Source organism: Micromonospora sp. NBC_01405, from assembly GCF_045040155.1.
Lineage (GTDB): Bacteria > Actinomycetota > Actinomycetes > Mycobacteriales > Micromonosporaceae > Micromonospora.
In genome coordinates, this window is sequence record NZ_CP109532.1 from 7,060,934 (window position 1) to 7,081,482 (window position 20,549).

Genomic DNA, 20,549 nt, shown 5'->3' on the forward strand with positions numbered 1-20,549 from the left:
CGGCGCACCCACGCGGGCGACGTGCGGTGTCCCCCCGTGCGGTGTCCGTGCGGGGGCGTGCGGTGTCAGGTGGCGGCCAGCACCAGGACGGCGTTCTGGCCACCGAAGCCGAACGAGTTGCTCAGGGCCACCTCGATGCGCTGTTTTCGGGACACCTTGGTGACCACGTCCAGGTCGATGGCGCTGTCCTGTTCGTCGAGGTTGGCGGTCGGTGGGACGAGGCCGTGCTGCAACGCCAGCACGGTCAGGGCCGCCTCGATCCCACCGGCGGCCCCGAGGGCGTGGCCGAGGCAGCCCTTGCTCGCGGTCACCACCGGCAGCGGGCCGAACAGGCGGCTGAGCACCCGCGCCTCGGCCAGGTCACCGGCGGGCGTGCCGGTGGCGTGTGCGTTGACGTGGTCCACGTCGGCCGGGACGAGACCCGCTCCACTCAGCGCGGCCTGCACGGCCCGCTGGACACCACGGCCCTCCGGGTCGGGGGTGGTGGGGTGGTACGCGTCGGCGCTGGCCCCGAAGCCGAGCAGTCGCGCCCGCACCCGGGCACCGCGGGCGGCGGCGTCCTCGGCGCGTTCCAGGACCAGCAGACCGCACCCCTCGCCGAGGACGAAACCGTCCCGGCCGACGTCGAACGGCCGGGACGCGGTCGGGTCGGCGCGCCGCGACAGTGCCCCCATCTGCGCGAACCCGGCGACGGCGAGCGGGGTGACGCCGGCCTCGGTGCCACCGGCCACCACCACGTCGCAGGCCCGGCTGCGCAGCAGGTCGTGGGCCAGTCCGATGGCGGTGCTGCCGGAGGCACAGGCCGTGGCGATGACCAGGTTGGGCCCACCGGCGCGCAGGTCCATGCCGACCTGGCCGGCGGCCATGTTGGACAGCATCATCGGCAGCAACAGCGCGGAGACCGCCTGCGGCCCCTCGGCGGCCAGGACGGCGTGCTGGGCGGCCGTGGTGGACACCCCCCACATGCCGCAGCCGATCACCACGCCGACCCGGGCGCCGTCCCAGGTCGCCGGGTCGAGGCCGGCGTCGGCCACCGCCTCCCGGGCCGCGACCAGCGCGAACTGCACCAGACGGTCGTACTGCCAGTGGCGGCGGCCGACGGCGGCCCGCGGGTCGAAATCGGGTACCCGGCAGGAGAGGTCGACGGGTATGCCGGCCAGGTCGGGATCGTGGGTTGCCGTGGAGACCCCGGCGCAGACCGTCTGCCAGGTCCGTGCCACGCCGATCCCGCCCGGGGTGACCAGCCCCAGGCCGGTGATGGCGGTCTCCATCCCGGTCACGCCGCGCGGGCCAACGAGGCTTCGATGACGCCGGCGAGTGCCGCGATGGTGGTGCGTGGTGTGGCGTCCTCGTCAGCGATCTTCAGGTCGAACTCCTTCTGCAGCACCAGGGCCAGCTCCACCATGAACAGTGAGTCCAGTTCCAGTTCCTCGAAGGTCATGTCCGGGCCGATCTCGTCCGGTTCCACCTCGAAGCGGGTGGTGAGGATCTGCACGACCCGCTGGTAGACGTCGGTCATCTCACACGCTCCTCGTGGTTCGTCGGTCACCGCGTGGCCGGACCGGTGGCCGGTGGCTCGGACATCGGGTGGTGCGGCAGTGGGGCGGGCTCCGTCCCGGCGGTGGCCGGGGCTGTTCCGGCGGCGGAGCCCATCGGGTCACCCGGCCGTTCGGCTGGTCGCAACCGTGGCCAGACGAGTACGGTCGATCCCCAGGTCAGGCCCCCACCGAAGGCGGTGATCAGGACCCGGTCACCGGCGGCGACCACACCGGAGGCGCCGGCGTCGGCGAGGGCCAACGGGATGGAGGCGGCACCGGTGTTGCCGACCCGGTCGATGTTGGCCACCACCCGGTCCCGGGCCAGGTCGAGTTCGTCGGCGAGGGCGTTGAGGATGCGAATGTTGGCCTGGTGGCTGACGACCCGGTCGACGTCGGCGAGCTGCCAGCCGACGCGCCGCACGACCGTACGGGACGAGGCGGCCATCCGCACGACGGCGTTGCGGAACACCTCGCGTCCGTCCATCGTGAAGTAGAAGTCGGCCGGGTCGGGCGTCCGGCCGGACAACCGCTGCCGGGCTCCGCCGGCGGCCACCTGGATCAGGTCGCTCCCGCCCCCGTCGCTGCCGAGGTCGAAGGAGCCGAGCGCGCCGGGCTCGTCGCGTCGGCCGGCGCGCAGGACGACCGCCCCCGCCCCGTCGGCCAGGACCACAGCGGTGGTGCGGTCGGCCGGGTTGGTCACGCTGGAGAGCACGTCGGCACCGATCACCAGGACCCGGTCGGCGAGTTCGGTGGCGATCAGGCCGGCTGCGGAGGCCAGCGAGTAGACGAACCCGGTGCAGACGGCACCCAGGTCGTAGGCGGCCACCCCGGTCAGACCCAGCCGGGAGGCCACCTCGGGCGCGATGGCCGGGCAGGACCGGTCCGGCGTCATGGTGGCCACCACGACGGCGTCGACGCCCGGCGTCCCGGCGGAGACCAGGGCGCGCCGGGCGGCCTCGACCGCGAGGTCCGAGGTGGACATTCCGGGATCGACGAAATGGCGCTGCGCGATGCCGGTGCGGGACCGGATCCACTCGTCCGAGGTGTCCAGTCCGGCGGAAAGGTCCGCGTTGGTGACCACGCGCGGCGGCACCCAGCCACCCACCCCGGCGAGCACTGCCGACCGGGCCGTCACGGTACCCGCCGAATGGGTAGGTTCATATTGAATCCCTTGCATCTCTTTGAGCCCGAACCAGCAACCAGTTAACACCGCGACACCCGCCCTGCGCCCCCTAGGTTCCGCCCGTTGGGGTTTCCCCCAATACTCGGACGCGCGGCAGCGAAATTAGGCTGATCTCGCATACAACCCCTGGTGGAACGTCCAGAAAGCGACGAGAGGAAATCGACGTGCCATTCACGCAGGGGAATTCGCGCACCATCCCTGTTCCACTTCTGGACCACGTTGTGGTACTGCTCGACGGGGCCGCCTTCCGCGATATATGTGCCTGCGCCATGCTGCGTGAACAATTTGCCCGGGTGAAGCCGAAAAAAGTCACCAGCTCGATCGCCGGGCAGTACTCGGCGCTCGGGCTGGCCGGCGAGAACACCCTGCTGGAGTTGTTCGACGGCGCGCTACCCGGCCCGCGTCGACTCACCGGTGGCCTGGTGTTCTCCTTCGAACACCCCGGCTCCGTGCAACGCGCCCGGGAGCTGCTCGACACCGGCCCCGGCATCGGCGGCCACTACGAGCTGGTCCAGCGCACCAACTCCGACACCGGCGAGTTCCGCCCCTGGTACCACATGCTGCGTACCGACCTCGGCGAGGACAGCCCACTGTTGATGTTCCTCAACGAGGTCACCCCCGAGTACTACGACTCGGTGTCCGCCCGCCGGGGCCCCGACGGCGAGTTGCTGCGCAGCAGCTACCTCGACGCGGCGTTCGGGGCCGGCGGGCGGCGGTGGCTGCGCGACATCACCGCCGTCACCCTCCGGGTACGCCCGCAACGGGCGACCCGGATGGCCAACGCGCTCACCGCGCTGGGCTACCGGGCCACCACCACCCCACCTGAGCACACCGGCGATCCCGCCGCCGGTGCGGGGCCGACGTACCGGATCACCGGTCCGGGTGTCGACATCGGACTCGTCGGCTCGGCCACCGCGCCCGAGGGTGTCCTCGACATCACCACGGACCTGCACGAGGCGCCGCGGCAGCACCAGGAGTTCGTCTTCGGCGGCACCTCGCGGCTGGTCCTGCGGCAGAACGGCACCGCCCACTGGACGTTCACCCCACCGGCCTGATGAGGATAGGTGCGTCGATGCCCGGCGAATCCGTGCTGTTCCACGAGACGGTCCTCGCACACGCCGCCCGTGACCCCGACGCGGTCGCGGTGGAGTCCGCCGATCGGTCGCTGAGCTACGCCGAGCTGGCCGCCCGTGCCCACCGGATGGCGCTCCACCTGCGCCGCCACGGCGTCGGACCTGACGTACCGGTCGCGATCGCCCTGGACCGCTCGGCCGAGTCCGTCGTCGCGGTGCTCGGCACCCTGCTGGCCGGCGGCGCCTGGGTACCGCTCGACCCGTCCTACCCCACCGAGCGGCTGTCCTACATGCTCACCGACTCCGGCGTGGACCTGATCGTCGCCGAGGCGCACACCATGGACCGGCTGCCGGCCGGGCGGATCCGCCGCATCGACCCCGCCGAGGCCGCCGCGGAGTCCGGGCCGGCACCCGACCCGCTGCCACCGGCACCGACCGGTCGACACCTCGCGTACGTGATCTACACCTCGGGGTCCACCGGACATCCCAAGGGTGCCCTGCTCAGCCACGCCGGCCTGGCCAACCTCGTCCGCGCCCAGGCCGACGCCTTCGGGGTACGCCCCGGTGACCGGGTGCTCCAGTTCGCCCCGTCCAGCTTCGACGCCTCGGTGTTCGAGACCGCCATGGCGCTGGCCACGGGCGCCACCCTGGTGCTGGCGGACCGGGACGCCAGCGCCCCGGGGCCGGACCTGTTCGCCACCCTGCGTACCCGGCGGATCAGTCACCTCACGCTGCCCCCGTCGGTGCTGGCCACCCTGCCCGACGAGCCCCTGCCCGACCTGGCCGTGCTGGTCTGCGCCGGTGAGGCGCTCCCCGCCGCGCTGGTGCGGCGCTGGGCGCCCGGCCGGCGCATGTTCAACGCCTACGGCCCCACCGAGGCCACCGTCTGGGCCACCCTGGCGCAGGTGCGTCCCGACGACCGGCGGCCGTCCATCGGCGTACCGGTCACCGGCGTCCACGTCGCCGTGGTCGACCCCGACGGCCGGCCGGTGCCCGACGGCCAGGTCGGCGAACTGGTCATCGGCGGGGCCGGCGTCGCCCGGGGCTACCACGCCCGGCCGGGGCTGACCGCCGAGCGGTTCGTCCCCGACCCGGACGGGCCGCCCGGCGCACGCCGATACCGCAGCGGCGACCAGGTGTGCCGCCGCCCCGACGGCACTCTCGACTTCCTCGGGCGCATCGACCACCAGATCAAGTTGCGGGGACACCGGATCGAACCGGACGAGGTGGCCGCCGTGCTGGCCGGGCATCCCGCCGTCACCGACGCGGTGGTGGTCGCCCAGGGCTCCGGCGACGCCACCCGGCTGGTCGGCTACGCCGCCGGCGACCACGATCCGGCCGGGCTGCGCGCCTTCCTGGCCGATCGGCTGCCCGCCTACCTGGTACCCGACGTGGTGGTCACCCTCGACGCGCTGCCGCTGACCGTCAGCGGCAAGATCGACCGGTCCGCCCTGCCCGAGCCGGACCGGGCCAGCGCCGGCCTGACCGGACCCGTCACCGTCCCGCGCACCGACACCGAGCGGCTCCTCGCCGGGTTCCTCGCCGACCTGCTCGGCCACACCAGCGCCGGGCCGGACCCCGCGCCGTGCACGGACCCGCCGGCCGCGCTCCGCCTCGGCGTGCACGACGACATCTTCGCTCTCGGCGCCAACTCGCTGATGGCCGGCCGGCTCGCCGCGCGGGTCCGCACCGAGCTCGGCCGTGAACTGCCGGTCGTGGTCATCTACCGATCCCCCACCGTCGCCGCCATGGCCGCCGCGCTGGACGACGCGGATGACACCGATCGCGCACCCACCCCGCCGCCGCTGACCCCGGCCGACCCCGACGCGGTCGCGCCCCTCTCCCTGCCCCAGGAGCGGATCTGGTTCCTCGACCAGCTCGACCCCGGCAACCGGGCGTACCACGCCCAGGCCACCATGCGGTTGCGCGGGCCGCTCGACCCAGCGGCGCTACGGGCCGCGCTCGACGAGATCGTCCGCCGCCACGACATCTTCCGTACCGGCTTCGTCGCCGGGCCGCACGGTCCCGAGCAACACGTCACCGCCCACCGCGCCGTCGATCTCCCGCTGGTCGACCTGTCCGCGTACGACGAGCCGGAGCGCGGCCGGCGGGCCGAGCAGATCGTGGCCGGTCACCTACGTGAACCCTTCGACCTGGCCAGTCCACCGCTGGCCCGGTGGGCACTGGTCCGGCACGCCGACGACGATCACACCCTGGTTCACGTCGAACACCACCTGGTCCACGACGGCTGGTCCTTCGCCGTCTTCGTCGAGGAGCTCACCGCCCTCTACGCCGGCTACGCCGCCGGGCGGGAACCGGACCTGCCACCGCCGTCCTGCCGCTACCGCGACTTCACGCTCTGGCAGCGTGGGTGGATGCGGGGCGAGACCCTCGACCGGCACCTGTCGCACTGGACCCGGGAACTGGCCGGCGCACCGCACGAGCTGGCGTTGCCCCTGGACCGCGCCCGTCCGCTGGACCAGAGCTTCACCGGCGCGGCGCTGCGGATCGAACTTCCCGGCGACCTGTGCGCGCGACTGCGCGGGTACAGCCGCCGGCACGGGGTCACCCTCTACGCCACCATGCTCGCCGGCTTCGCCGCACTGCTGGGTCGCTACGCCCGCCAGGACGACATGATCATCGGCAGTGGCGTGGCGAACCGCCGTCTCGCCGAGACCGAACGCATGATCGGCATGGTCGTCAACACCCTGCTGCTGCGCGTCGACCTGTCCGGCCAGCCCGGCTTCACCGAACTGGTCCGCCGGGTGCACACCCGCGCCGCACGGGCCTACGAGTGGGCCGACGTGCCGCTGGACCGGCTGGTGGAGGCCCTCGACCCGGTACGCGACCCGTCCCGCAACCCGCTGTTCCAGACCATGTTCAGCTTCCACGACTCCCCGATGCCGGAGCTGACCTTCGCCGGGCTGACCGGCACCGTCCTGGAACGGCACAACGGCACCGCCAAGACCGACCTGAACATCGTGGTCCTACCCCGCGCGGAACAGCGCGCCGGGCAGGGCCACCGGGACGACGCCGCCCCGATCACCCTGATCTGGGAGTATTCCACCGCCCTGTTCGACGCCTCGACCATGCGGCGGATGACCGGACACTACGTCCGGCTGCTCGACGCGGCGATGACCGGCCCCGACCAGCCGGTCGGCCGGCTGCCGCTGCTCGACGCGCAGGAGTGGACCCGGGTCGTCCACACGTACAACCGCACCGCCGTCGCCTTCCCGGCCGACCGCACCGTGCCCGACCTGTTCGCCGAGCAGGTGGCCCGGCGACCGCACGCCCCCGCCGTCGAGTACGAGGGACAGACCCTCAGCTACGCCGATCTCGACGCCGACGCCGACCGGCTGGCCCGGCTGCTGCGCCGGCGGGGTGTCGGCGCCGACACCCCGGTCGGTGTCCTGTTCGCCCGCGGCCCCGACCTGATCACCGCCTTCCTGGCCGTGCTCAAGGCCGGCGGCGCGTACGTGCCGCTCGACCCCGGCTACCCGGCCGAACGACTGCGCTGGCTGCTGGCCGACGCCGGGGCCCGGCTGGTGGTCACCCGGGCCGACCTGGCCGGTCTGCTGCCCGTCGACGGCGTGGAGGTGGTGACCGGCGGCGATCCGCAGGCCGGGCCCGAGGACCGGCCCGCCGCCGGGCCGGAATCCCCCGCCGCCCGCCCGGACAGCGCTGCCTACGTCCTCTACACCTCCGGCTCCACCGGACGACCCAAGGGAGTGGTGGTCGCGCACCGCGCGATCCTGCGCCTGGTCTGCGGCACCGACTTCGTCCGGTTCGGACCGCACGAACGCATCGCCCAGGTCGCCGACGCGTCCTTCGACGCGATCACGTTCGAGGTGTGGGGTGCCCTGCTGCACGGCGGCACCGTCTGCGTCATCCCCCGCGACACCGTCCTGAGTCCCGGCCGGCTGGGCGACGAGTTGCGCCGGTCCCGGATCACCAGCATGTTCCTCACCTCGGCCCTGTTCAACGAGGTCATGGCGCACCGGCCGGACAGCTTCGCCACCATGACCAACCTGCTCGTCGGCGGGGACGCGCTGAACCCGGTCCGCATCCGCCAACTGCTGCGCGGCCCGTACGCCCCGGCCCGGCTGCTCAACGGCTACGGTCCCACCGAGACCACCACCTTCGCCGTGGTGCACCACATCACCGACCTGCCCGACGAGGCCAGTTCCGTACCCATCGGCCGGCCCATCGCCAACACCACCGCGTACGTCCTCGACGAGGAGCTGAGTCCGGTGCCCGAGGGCGTACCCGGTCAGCTCTACCTCGGTGGTCCCGGGGTGGCCCGGGGTTATGCCGGTCGGCCCGCGCTGACCGCGCAACGGTTCGTTCCCGACCCGTTCGGCGCCGACGGCTCCAGCCTCTACCACACCGGTGACGTGGTGCGCTGGCGCAGCGGAGGGGTGCTGGAGTTCCTCGGCCGAACCGACGACCAGGTCAAGATCTCCGGGTTCCGGATCGAACCGGGCGAGGTGGAGAACACCCTGCTCGACCACCCGGCCGTGGCCGGCGCGGCGGTCGTCGTCGACGACAGCCCGGCCGGTCGACGCCTGGTCGCCTACGTCGTGCCCCCGGCGAGCCGACCCGGGCCGGGCGCCACGGAGCTGCGCCTCTGGCTCGCCGAGCGGCTGCCGCCCTACCTGGTGCCAACGGCGTACGTGTCGCTGACCGCCCTGCCCCTCACCGAGCACGGCAAACTCGACCGGGCGGCACTGCCGGCCGCCGAGGCCGAACGCCCCGACCTGCGGGTGGCCCTCCGGACCCCGCAGACCGACACCGAACGGGCCGTCGCCGCGATCTGCGCCGAGCTGATCGGGCTCGACCAGGTCGGCCTCGACGACGACTTCTTCGCCCTCGGTGGGCACTCACTGCTCGCCATGCGGCTGGTGGCCCGGGTGAACGAGACGTTCGGCGCCGACGTGGCACTGGCCCGCTTCCTGCGTACGCCCACCGTCGCCGGGCTGGTGGCCGCCCTCGACACCCGCACACCGGCCACGGACCCGACCGGGCAGGGCGGCATCGCACCCGGTAGCTGGCAGCAGATGGAGGACGTGTTGCGGCACATCGACCAGCTCACCCCCGAGCAGGTCGACCAGCTGCTGCACGACTTCACGGACAACGAGGTGGATCGATGAATGACGCCGGCACGGACGCCCGGCGGGCCCAACTGGCCCGGCACCTGGCCCAGCGACTGGCCCAGCGCAGCCACCCGCTGTCCTATCCGCAGCAGCGGCTGTGGTTCCTCGACCAGCTCAGCCCGGACAACCCCGTCTACAACATCCCGCTGGGCTACCGCATCCGTGGGCCGCTCGACGTCGACGCCCTGCACCGGGCCCTGACCACGGTGGTCCGACGGCACGAGGCGCTGCGTACCGTGTTCAGGGCGGTGGACGGCCAGCCGCGTCAGGTCGTCCTGCCGCCGACGGAGACCCCCCTGACCGTGCACGACGTCGCCGGCCCTGCCGAGGCGGCGGCGCTGGCCGGGGCCGAGGCACGTACCCGGTTCGACCTGGTCGACGGCCCGGTCCTGCGGGCCACCCTGCTGCGGCTGGGCCCGGAGGACCACCGGCTGTGCCTCACCGTCCACCACATCGTCTGCGACGGCTGGTCGCTGGCCGTCCTCGAGCGGGAACTGACCGCCGCCTACACCGGACGGGAGCTACCCGACCTGCCCGTGCAGTACGCCGACTTCGCCGAGTGGCAGCACACCCACCTCACCGGCGCCACCCTCGACCGGCTCGTCGACCACTGGCGGGACCGGCTCGCCGACGTACCGCTGCTGGCCAGCCTGCCCACCGACCGGCCCCGCCCACCGACGCAGACCTACCGCGGCGCACACCTGGACCTGAGCTTCGAGCACGACGTCAGCGACGCGGTGACCGCGCTGGCCCGGCAGGTCGCCGCGACCCCGTTCGCGGTGCTGCTGGCCGCCTTCGCCGTCGTCGTGCGGGCGCACACCGGCACGGCGCAGGTCGTCGTCGGTTCACCGGTGGCGGGCCGGCAACGACCCGAGATCCAGCCGCTGATCGGGTTCTTCGCCAACACTCTGGTGCAGCGCATCGACCTCACCGGCGCCCCGACCTTCCGGCAACTGGTCGAGCGGACCCGCGACGAGACCCGCGACGCCCTGGCCCACCAGGACCTGCCGTTCGAGAAACTCGTCGAGGAGCTGCACCCGAGCCGGGACCTGGCCCACAACCCGCTGTTCCAGGTGTTGTTCAGCTACCACGACACCGACGCCGTGGGGCTGGACCTGCCCGGCTGCGCGGTCACCCCGGTCCCCGGCGACACCGCCACCGCGAAGTTCGACCTCACCCTGTCCCTCACCCGGCGCGGGACGGACCTGACCGGCCGCCTGGAGTACAGCACCGACCTGTTCGACCCGGACAGCGCCGAACGGATGGCCGCCCGCTTCCGTCAGGTCCTCGCCGCGGCCCTGGCCGATCCGGACGGGCCGGTCGGCCGGTTGGACATCCTGACCCCGGGCGAGCATCGCCAACTGCTCACCGAGTGGACCGCCACCGGTGTCGACCGCCGCACCGACGTGCTCGTGCACGAGCTCGTCGCCGCGCAGGCCCGGCGCACCCCCGACCGGGTCGCCGTGCGGGACGCCGGACCCGGCGACCAGCCCGGACTGACCTACCGCGAGCTCGACGAGCGCGCCGAGCGGTTCGCCGCCACGTTGCGCGGCCACGGCGTCGGCCCGGACCTCCCGGTCGGCGTCCTGCTGCGCCGCAGCACCGATCTGGCGGTGACCCTGCTGGCCATCCTCAAGGCCGGCGGCGCGTACCTGCCGCTGGATCCCGCCCTGCCCGCCGACCGGCTCACCTTCATGGTCACCGACTCCGGCACCCGGGTGGTGGTCACCACCGACCATCTCGCCGGCCGGCTGGGCGGCCTGCCGGTCACCACCGTCGCCCCCGGCACACCGCCGGCCGGTCCCGCCCCCACCGGGCCGACCGTACCGACACACGCGGACGACCTGGCGTACGTCATCTACACCTCCGGCTCCACCGGGCGTCCCAAGGGCGTGCTGGTCACCCACCGCAACGTGGGTACCTTCTTCGCCGGGATGGACCGCGAGTTCGGCCCGGACGCCGAGGCGGACCGGGACGGGGCCGCGCCGACCTGGCTGGCGGTGACCAGCACCTCCTTCGACATCTCGGTGCTGGAACTGCTGTGGACCCTCACCTGCGGCTTCGAGGTCGTCATCCGGGGCGACGAACCCGGCACCGCGTCCGCCACCGGTGTCCCGGTACCCGCCGAGGTGCAGGCCAGGCCGATGGACTTCAGCCTGTTCTACTTCGGCGGTGACCGGGGCGGCTCGGTCGACGACCGGTACCGGCTGCTGATCGAGGGCGCCCGCTTCGCCGACCGGCACGGCTTCGCCGCTGTGTGGACCCCGGAACGGCACTTCCACGACTTCGGTGGGCTCTACCCGAACCCCTCGGTCACCGCCGCCGCCATCGCCACCATCACCGAGCGGGTACGGATCCGGGCCGGCAGTGTGGTCGTGCCGCTGCACGACCCGCTCCGGGTGGCCGAGGAGTGGGCCGTCGTGGACAACCTCTCCGGCGGACGGGTCGGCATCTCGGTCGCCTCCGGATGGCAACCGAACGACTTCGTCCTCGCCCCGCAGCGGTACACCGACCGGAAGGACCTGATGCTGGCGGGCATCGACGAGGTGCGTCGGCTCTGGCGGGGCGAGACGGTCAGCCGCACCCGCCCGGGCGGCGACGAGGTCAGCGTACGGGTGTACCCGCCACCGGTGCAGCCCGAGCTGCCCGTCTGGGTCACCAGCGCACGCAGCCCCGACACCTTCCGGATGGCCGGTGAGATCGGCGCCGGGCTGCTCACACACCTGCTCGGCCACTCCGTGGAACAGCTTGCCGAGAAGATCACCATCTACCGTCGGGCCTGGCGGGAGGCCGGCCACGCCGGCTCCGGCCACGTCACCCTGATGCTGCACACCTTCCTCGGCACCGACGCCGAGCAGGTCCGCGAGCTGGTCCGGGCGCCGCTGTGCGCGTACCTGAAGAGCTCCTTCGACCTGCTCTCCGGTCTCGGCGCGGTGTCCGGGCGCAGCAGCGACTTCCGCGACCTGCCCGAGGGGGAACTCGACGCCCTGGTCGCGCAGGCCTTCGACCGGTTCTTCGACACCGCCGCCCTGCTGGGCACCCCCGAGGCCGCCGCGGACCTGGTGGACCGGCTCAAGGCGATCGAGGTGGACGAGGTCGCCTGCCTGATCGACTTCGGGGTCGACCACGACCACGTCCTGGCCGCCCTGCCGCACCTGCGTACCGCCCGGGAGATCAGCGAGGAACGCCGCCGGGTGGCGCTGGCCGACGAGCCCGTCGCCGCGCAACTGCGCCGCCACCACGTCACCCATCTGCAGTGCACGCCGTCGCTGGCCGGTGTGCTGGCCGAGGACCCCGACAGCCGGGAGGCGCTCCGCCACCTGCGCCGCCTGCTCGTCGGTGGCGAGGCGCTGCCCGCCGCGCTCGGCGCCGACCTCGCCGGCCTGGTCAGCGGGGGTGTGCACAACATGTACGGCCCCACCGAGGCGACCGTGTGGGCGAGCACCCAGCCAGTCACCGACACCGGGCCGGTCGCCGCGACCGTGCCGCTCGGCCGCCCGCTGGCCGACGTACGCGCCTACGTGGTCGACGCGGACCTGCGGCCCACCCCGGTCAACGTGCCCGGTGAACTGCTGCTCGGCGGGCCGGGCGTCACCCGTGGCTACCACGGCCGCCCCGCCCTGACCGCGGAACGCTTCGTCCCCGACCCGTTCGCCGCCGACGGCTCCCGGCTGTACCGCACCGGTGACCTGGCCCGGTGGCGCCCCGACGGCACCCTGGAGTTCCTCGGCCGGCTGGACCACCAGGTGAAGATCCACGGCCACCGGATCGAACTCGGCGAGATCGAGAGCATGCTGGCCGCACAGCCGGGCGTCCGCGCCGCCGTGGTCGTCGTACGCGGCACCGGCGCCCACCGCGGCCTGGCCGCCTACTGCGAGGCGGGCCGCGCCGACGGCACGGTGCTGAACCCGGCGGCGCTACGGGCCGCCCTGGCCCAGGTACTGCCGGACTACATGGTGCCGGCCACCGTCACCGTCCTCAACGAGTTGCCGCTGACCCCGAACGGCAAGATCGACCGCAACCGGCTGCCCGATCCGCAGACCCCCGGGCCCGCCCGCTACCTGGCCCCCCGGACCGACGTCGAGCAGACCATCGCCGAGGTGTGGACGCAGTTGCTCGGCCGCGACCGGGTCGGTCTCGACGAAAACTTCTTCGAACTCGGCGGCAACTCGCTGCTGGCGGTCCAGGCCAGGTCCCGGCTGCAGGCCCGCGACATCACCGGGGTGTCGCTGGTGGACCTGTTCCGCTACCCGTCGGTGCGTACGCTCGCCGCCGCCTGCTCCCCCGCCGGAGACCGCCCCGACGCGCTGGTCGGGGCCCGGCAGGCCGCCGGGCGGCGGGCCGCCGCCCTGTCCGCCGCCGGCCCGCGGCGGGTACGACGGGCTGACCGGTCGTGACCGCGCACCGGGACAGCACCGGAACCGCCCCGGACGTCGATCCGCCCGACGGGGTCGAACCGATCGCGATCATCGGCATGGCCTGCCGGGTGCCCGGTGCCGACACCGTCCCCCGGTTCTGGGCGAACATGCTCGACGGCGTCAACTCGATCACCCACTTCACCCCGGACGAACTGCGCGCGGCCGGCGTGGACCCGCATCTGCTGGCCGACCCCGAGTACGTCGCGGCGGGCGCGGTGATCGACGACGCCGACCACTTCGACGCGGAGTTCTTCGGCTACAACGCCGCCGAGGCCGAGACGATGGACCCGCAGCAACGGGTCTTCTGCGAAATTGCCTGGGCGGCCCTGGAGGACAGCGGCCACACCCCGGAGCGCGCCGACGGCGCCGTCGGCGTGTTCGCCGGCATGTTCATGAACAAGTACCTGATGGCCAACCTCGCCACCAACCCCCGTTTCCAGCGTTCGGCGATGGCGCCCCTGGCCCGCATCTTCAACGACAAGGACTTCCTGGCGACCCGGGTGGCGTACCTGCTCGACCTGGACGGCCCCGCCTACACCGTGCAGACCGCCTGCTCCACCTCCCTGGTCGCCACCCACCTGGCCTGCCAGTCCCTGCTGACCTACGAGTCGGATCTGGCGCTCGCCGGCGGGGTGACGATCAACCTGCCGCTGCGGGCCGGCTACTCACACACCTACAGCGGGGTGTTCAGCCCCGACGGGCAGTGCCGGCCCTTCGACGCCGACGCCACCGGGACCGTGCCCGGCAACGGCGCCGTGGCCCTGGTGCTGCGCCGGCTCTCCGACGCCCTGGCCGACCGGGACCACATCTACGCGGTGATCCGGGCCAGCGCGGTCAACAACGACGGTGCGGTCAAGGCCGGTTTCACGGCACCGAGCCCCGACGGGCAGGCCCGCGTCATCACCGCCGCGCACGCCCTGGCGGGGCTCTCCCCGGGCAGCATCGGCTACCTGGAGGCCCACGGCACCGCCACCCGGGTGGGCGACCCGATCGAGGTCGCCGCGCTCACCCAGGCGTTCCGCGTCGGCACCGCCCGGCGGGGCTTCTGCGCCCTCGGCTCGGTCAAGGCCAACATCGGCCACCTCGACGCCGCCGCCGGGGCCGCCGGTCTGATGCGCGCCGCCCTGGCCGTCCAGCACGGGCAGATCCCGCCGACGGTGAACTTCCGCTCCCCCAACCCCGACCTCGACCTCGACACCTCCCCCTTCTACGTGCCCACCCGCGCCACCGCCTGGTCGGCCGACTCCGGACCCCGCCGCGCCGCAGTGAGCGCCTTCGGTGTCGGCGGCACCAACGCCCACGTGGTCCTCGAACAGCCACCGCCCAGCCCCGACCCGGCACCCACGGCATCCGGCTGGCATCTGGTGCCGCTGTCCGCGCGCAACCGCCCCGCCGTCGACGCCGCCACCCACCGGCTGGCCGACCATTTGGAGGCCCACCCGGACCTCGACCTGGCCGACGTCGCCTTCACCCTCCAGAACGGTCGGCGCGGCTTCCCGGTCCGCCGGTTCGCCGCCTGCGCCGATCTGCCCGACCTGGTGGCGGTGCTGCGTGGGGAGGACCCGCACCGGCTGGTCACCCGCACCACCCCGGAGACCGGCCACCGGGCGGTGTTCATGTTTCCCGGCGGCGGCAACCAGCACCGCGCCATGGGCGCCGACCTCTACCGCGGGCAGCCGGTGTTCCGGGCGGCGATCGACCAGTGCGCCACCCTGCTGCGCGACCGGCTCGACGTCGACCTCACCGCGCTGTTGTTCCCCATCGACGGCGGCGGGCCGCGACGGGGACGCGCGCTCGGCCGCGCCGAAGGGCCCGGTGTGGTCACCGCCCTGTTCTCGGTGGAGTACGCGCTGGCGAAACTGTGGCAGTCCTGGGGCGTGACACCGGTCGCCATGCTCGGCCACAGCCTCGGCGAGTACGTCGCCGCCTGCCTGTCCGGGGTGTTCACCCTCGGGGACGCGCTCGCCGTCACCTACGCCCGTGGCGAGCTGTTCGCCCGGATGGCACCGGGCCGGATGCTGGCCGTACCGCTGCCCGAGGCCCAGGTCGCGGAGTTGCTCGACGAACGGCTGTCGATCGCGGCGGTGAACGCTCCGGAGCTGACCGTGGTGGCCGGGCCGGACGACGACATCGCCGCCCTCGACCGGCGGCTGGCCGGCCGGGGCGTGGACTGCGGGCGGATCAACGTACCGGCGGCGAGCCACTCCTGGCTGGTCGAACCGGTCCTCGACGAGTTCACCGCCCGGGTCAAGGAGTGCGACCTGCGGCCACCGCACACCCCGTTCGTCTCCTGTGTGACCGGCACCTGGATCCGCGCCGGGGACGCCACCGACCCGCACTACTGGGCCCGTCACCTGCGCCAACCCGTACGTTTCACCGACGCGCTGCGGACGGTGCTGGCCACGCCCGATCGGGTGCTGCTGGAGGTCGGGCCCGGGCGGGCGCTGACCGCGCTGGTACCCGGACAGCGGATCGCCCCCACCCCGACCGCGGTCGCCTCGCTGGGTCACCCCCGCGACCGGCTGCCGGACACCGCGCACCTGATGGCCGCGGTGGGCCGGCTCTGGCAGGCCGGGGTGAGCGTGGACTGGCCGGCGCTGCACACCGCGCGCCCGCCCCGGCGGGTCAGCCTGCCCGGCTACCCGTTCCAGCGCCGCCGGTACTGGGTGGAGCCGGGGGCGACCGCCACCGGACCGGCCGACACCGCCGGCAGCACTGTCGACCCGGACTCCGGCACCGTCGATCCGGGCGGCGTGCCCGCCGGCACCGACCTGGCGGGCGCGCCGGAGGACGGCCACCTCGCCCCCCGTACCGAACGGGAACGCCAGGTGGCGCGGGTGTGGTGCGACCTGCTCGGCCTGGACCGCATCAGCGTCACCGACGACCTGTTCGACTGCGGCGCCCACTCCCTGATGATCACGCAGGCCGCCCGGGAGCTGCGCCGCCTCGGCGCACCCCAGCTCACCGCCGGCGACGTCCTGGCCAGCCCCACCGTCGCCGGCCTGGCCGCCCGGATCGAGGCCGCCGTGTCCGGGCGACCGCTGATCGAGTTGCACGGCACCGGCCCCGACCTCGCCGCCGAGGTCGTCCTCGACCCGGCGGTCATCCCCGACCGGGACGCGCCGGCCCGCACCGGCCCGCACCGGGTGGTGCTGCTCACCGGTGCCACCGGATTCGTCGGCGCGTTCCTCTGCGCCGAGCTGGCCCGGCAGACCAGCGCCGAGATCGTCTGCCTGGTCCGGGCCGCCAACCCCGAGGAGGGCACCGAACGCCTGCACACCGTCCTGACCTCCTACGGCCTGCCCGCACCACCCGGGCACCGGCTGCGCGTCGTCCCCGCCGACCTGGCCCGTCCCCGCTTCGGCCTGACCCCGGCCGAATTCGACGCCCTCGCCGACGAGGTCGACGTGATCTACCACTGTGGTGCCTGGGTCAACTTCGTGCGCCCGTACCGCTCCCTCAAGGCCACGAACGTGCGCGGCACCGAGGAGATCCTGCGGCTGTCCACCCGGGGCCGCCCCACCCCCGTGCACCACATCTCCACCCTGGCCGTCCTCGCCGGAGCCGTCGCCGACGGTGCCACGCAGGTCAACGAGGACGACCCCCTGCCACCACCGGTGGGCCACGACACCGCCTACAGCCAGAGCAAGTGGGTCGCCGAGGGGCTCATCGGCCTCGCCCGGGACCGCGGCGTACCGGTGTCGGTGTACCGGGCCGGCGCGGTGCTCGGGGACAGCCGCACCGGCGCGACCAACCGGGAGGACTACGTCACCAAGGTCATCCAGGGCTGCGTCGAGCTCGGTCTGGCCCCCACCCGCCGGTACGCCTTCGCCGCCGCCACCGTCGACTACGTCGCGCGGACCGTGGTCGCCCTGTCCCTGCGCCCGGAGACCACCGGCGGCACCTTCCACACCGTCAACCCCGACCCGCTGGACTGGAACGACATCTTCCGCCACCTGCGGGCCTGCGGCTACCGCGTGCCGAGCGTCGACTGGCAGCGCTGGCGCCACCAGCTCACCGAGCAGGTCGAGGCCGACGAGACGGCGAACAGCTTCGCCCCGCTGATGGCGATGCTCGGCGACACCCCGGACCGGGACATGCCCCGGATGCGCTGCGACAACGTCCGGTCGGCGCTGCCGGCCGACCTGGCCCGCCCACCGGAGCTGGACGCCGCGTTGTTCGCGCGGATGCTGGGCTTCCTCGCCCGGGGCGGAGTCCTGCCCGCACCGCCGGACGGCGATCCGGCCCGGCCCGACACCGCCCGGAAGGACCTGCTGCCATGACCATGCTGTTGACCGGGGCCACGCTCATCGATGGGCTCGGCGGTGACCCGGTGACCGACCGGGCCGTACGGATCGAAGCCGACCGGATCACGCGGGTGGGGGTCCGAGTCCCGACCGACGGCGCCGACCTGGTTGACCTGAGTGGGCTGACACTGCTGCCGGGGCTGATCGACGCGCACACCCACGTGGGCTACTCCAGCGACGTACGCGCGATGCTCACCGGGGAGCTGTCGGTGGCCGAACGGGCCGCCGACATCTTCCGCAACCTGCGCGAGACCCTGACGGCCGGGTTCACCACCATCCGGGACTGTGGTGGCCTCGACCTCGGGGTGCTGCGCACGGTACGCCGCGGGCTGGTACCCGGCCCCCGCATCTGGGCCGCCGCCGTGGCGCTGTCCCAGACCGGCGGGCACGGTCGGCTGAACTCGCCGCTGGCCCCGGCGGGTCCGTCGCCGTTCTCGGTACGCGGCCTGACCGGGATGACCCCCAACGCCGACGGTGTCGAGGAGGTTCGCCGGGCCGCCCGCGAGTGCTTCCGGCAGGGCGCGTCGTTCCTGAAGATGGCCGTCACTGGCGGGGTGATCTCGGTGTCCGACTCGTTGGAGGACACCCAGTACACCGTCGAGGAGATCGCGGTCGCCGTCGCCGAGGCCCGTGCCCGCAACACGTACGTCACCGTGCACGCCCACAACGGCGCCGGGATCCGCAACGCCGTCCGGGCGGGCGTGGGCTGCGTCGAACACGGTACCGGCATCGACGAGGTCACCGCGGCGATGATGGCCGCCCACGGCGTGCACCTGGTACCCACCCTGGCCATCGCCGAGATGATGCGTACCGACTCCGAGCGGCAGGGGCTCGCCCCCGGGTTCCGGGACCGGGTCGGCGACACCGCCCGACGCATGATCGACGCCATGCTGCTGGCCCGGGAGGCCGGTGTGCTGGTCGGCTCCGGCTCCGACCTGATCGGGCCGGACCAGAACCACCGCGGCCTGGAGCTGGTACTCAAGGCCCACGTTCTGGGGCCGATGGCGGCGATCGTCTCCGCCACCTCGGTCAACGCCCGCATCATGGGGGTCGCCGACCGTCTCGGGTCGGTCGAGGTGGGCAAGCTGGCCGACCTCGTCGCCGTGGACTTCGATCCGCTCACCGCGCCGGACCTGTTCGACGACCCGAACCGGGTCGTTTTCGTCGTCAGCGACGGCACGATCGTCAAGGACACCCGCAGGTGACCCCGGCACCGCACGGACACCGGCCGACGGCCGCCGCCGTGGCGCCGGACCGGGCCGACAGCCGGCCCGACGGCACCACCGCCCCGCCCGTCCTCGGCACCGCCGCAAAGGTGGCCGCCCCGACCACCGCCGAGAAGCTGGCCGAGCTGCGGCGCCGCCGCGCCGAGGCGGAGCAGCCCGGCTCGGCCCGGGCGGCCCGCCGGCTGGCCGTCAGGGGCCGGATGACCGCGCGGGAGCGGATCCTGGCCCTGCTCGACCCCGACTCGTTCGTCGAGACCGACCGGCTGGCCCGTCGGGAGGTCGGGGGGTACGCCGGGCCACAGCCCCCCGGGGACGGTGTCGTCACCGGTTACGGCACCGTCGACGGTCGGCAGGTGTGCGTCTACGCGCACGACGCGACCCACCGGGGCGGCAGCGCGGGAGCGGTCTTCGGCGCCAAGGTGAGCAAGATACTCGACCACGCCCTGCGCGTCGGCTGCCCGGTGGTCGGCATCAACGACTCCAGCGGTGCCCGGGTGGAGGAGGGGGTGCTGGCCCTCGCCGCATACGGCGAGGTGGCCCGGCGCATGGTGACCGCATCCGGGGTGATCCCGCAGATCTCCCTCATCATGGGTGTCTGCGCGGGTGGCGCCGTCTACACCCCGGCGTTCACCGACTTCGTGGTCATGGTGGAGAACACCTCGCACATGTTCGTCACCGGCCCGGACGTCATCCGGACGGTGACCGGAGAACGGGTGGGTATGGAGGCCCTCGGCGGTGCCACGGTGCACGCCAGCCGCAGCGGGAACGCCCACTACGCCGCCGCGAGCGAGGCCGAGGCCATCGACTACGTCCGGGACCTGCTGTCCTACCTGCCGGCCAACAACCTCGACGCGGCCCCGGCCTGGCCGCCGGCGTCCCCACTGGAGCCCACCGCCGCCGACGGGGAACTCGACACGCTCGTACCCGACCGGGCCACCACCCCGTTCGACATGCACGAGGTGATCCGGCGGATCGTCGACGACGGCGACCTGCTGGCGGTGCAGCCCAACTTCGCCCCCAACATCATTTGCGGCTTCGCCCGGATCGAAGGCGGCACGGTGGGGGTGGTCGCCAACCAGTCGCTGCACCTGGCCGGTGCCATCGACATCGACGCCGCGGAGAAGGCCGCACGGTTCGTCCGGTTCTGCGACTCGTTCAACATCCCCGTGCTCACCCTGGTCGACGTCCCCGGATATCTGCCCGGTACCGCCCAGGAGCACCAGGGCATCATCCGCCGGGGGGCGAAACTCGCGTTCGCCTACATCGAGGCGACGGTGCCGAAGATCACCATCGTGGTACGGCGGGCCTTCGGTGGCGGGTACGCGGTGATGGGCTCCCGGGAGTTGGGCGCCGACCTGTGCTTCGCCTGGCCCACCGCACAGATCGGCGTGATGGGGGCGGCGGGCGGTGTCGCCCTGCTGCACCACCAGGCCCTCGCCCGGGCCGACGATCCGGCGCTGCTCCGCCAGGTCCTCGTCCAGGAGTACGAGGACCAACTGCTCACGCCCTACCGGGCAGCCGAACACGGCTGCGTCGACGACCTGATCCTGCCGTCGGAGACCCGAACCACGGTCGTCCGCGCCCTGCGTGCCCTGAGCAACAAGCGGGTCATCCCGCCGCCCAAGAAGCACGGCAACATCCCCCTGTGATC

9 protein-coding genes are annotated in these 20,549 nt (G+C 73.4%); 6 read left to right on the forward strand and 3 right to left on the reverse strand.

Annotated features, from left to right (window positions below; all coding sequences use genetic code 11):
- Nucleotides 1-65: 65 nt before the first annotated feature.
- From OG559_RS30245 to OG559_RS30255, 3 genes are read right to left on the reverse strand one after another with little or no spacing between them, the layout of a single operon-like run.
- Nucleotides 66-1,280, reverse strand: a complete 1,215-nt coding sequence (locus OG559_RS30245; protein ID WP_405110295.1) for a beta-ketoacyl-[acyl-carrier-protein] synthase family protein — start codon at nucleotides 1,278-1,280, stop codon at nucleotides 66-68.
- Nucleotides 1,277-1,519 (reverse strand): acyl carrier protein, encoded by a 243-nt coding sequence (locus OG559_RS30250; RefSeq protein WP_405110297.1) that lies wholly within the window; start codon nucleotides 1,517-1,519, stop codon nucleotides 1,277-1,279. The genes OG559_RS30245 and OG559_RS30250 overlap by 4 nt, the downstream gene beginning before the upstream one ends.
- Nucleotides 1,520-1,545: 26 nt before the next feature.
- On the reverse strand, nucleotides 1,546-2,715 hold the full coding sequence (locus OG559_RS30255; protein ID WP_405117080.1) for a beta-ketoacyl-ACP synthase III: 1,170 nt from the start codon (nucleotides 2,713-2,715) through the stop codon (nucleotides 1,546-1,548).
- 170 nt (nucleotides 2,716-2,885) lie between these two features.
- Here OG559_RS30255 and OG559_RS30260 point away from each other — a divergent pair, with 170 nt between their 5' ends.
- From OG559_RS30260 to OG559_RS30285, 6 genes are all read left to right on the forward strand, one after another.
- Nucleotides 2,886-3,776, forward strand: a complete 891-nt coding sequence (locus OG559_RS30260; RefSeq protein WP_405110300.1) for a DUF5829 family protein — start codon at nucleotides 2,886-2,888, stop codon at nucleotides 3,774-3,776.
- A gap of 17 nt (nucleotides 3,777-3,793) precedes the next feature.
- On the forward strand, nucleotides 3,794-8,944 hold the full coding sequence (locus OG559_RS30265; RefSeq protein ID WP_405110303.1) for an amino acid adenylation domain-containing protein: 5,151 nt from the start codon (nucleotides 3,794-3,796) through the stop codon (nucleotides 8,942-8,944).
- Nucleotides 8,941-13,344 carry a MupA/Atu3671 family FMN-dependent luciferase-like monooxygenase gene (locus tag OG559_RS30270; RefSeq protein ID WP_405110306.1) on the forward strand — a complete coding sequence of 1,468 codons (4,404 nt, stop codon included), beginning with the start codon at nucleotides 8,941-8,943 and terminating at the stop codon, nucleotides 13,342-13,344. Before OG559_RS30265 ends, OG559_RS30270 begins: the two co-directional genes overlap by 4 nt.
- Entirely contained in the window at nucleotides 13,341-17,648 is a 4,308-nt protein-coding gene (locus OG559_RS30275) for a type I polyketide synthase (protein ID WP_405110309.1), read from the forward strand. The genes OG559_RS30270 and OG559_RS30275 overlap by 4 nt, the downstream gene beginning before the upstream one ends.
- Nucleotides 17,645-18,877 carry an amidohydrolase family protein gene (locus OG559_RS30280; protein WP_405110312.1) on the forward strand — a complete coding sequence of 411 codons (1,233 nt, stop codon included), beginning with the start codon at nucleotides 17,645-17,647 and terminating at the stop codon, nucleotides 18,875-18,877. Before OG559_RS30275 ends, OG559_RS30280 begins: the two co-directional genes overlap by 4 nt.
- A gap of 110 nt (nucleotides 18,878-18,987) precedes the next feature.
- Entirely contained in the window at nucleotides 18,988-20,547 is a 1,560-nt protein-coding gene (locus OG559_RS30285) for an acyl-CoA carboxylase subunit beta (RefSeq protein WP_405117082.1), read from the forward strand.
- Nucleotides 20,548-20,549: the final 2 nt, after the last annotated feature.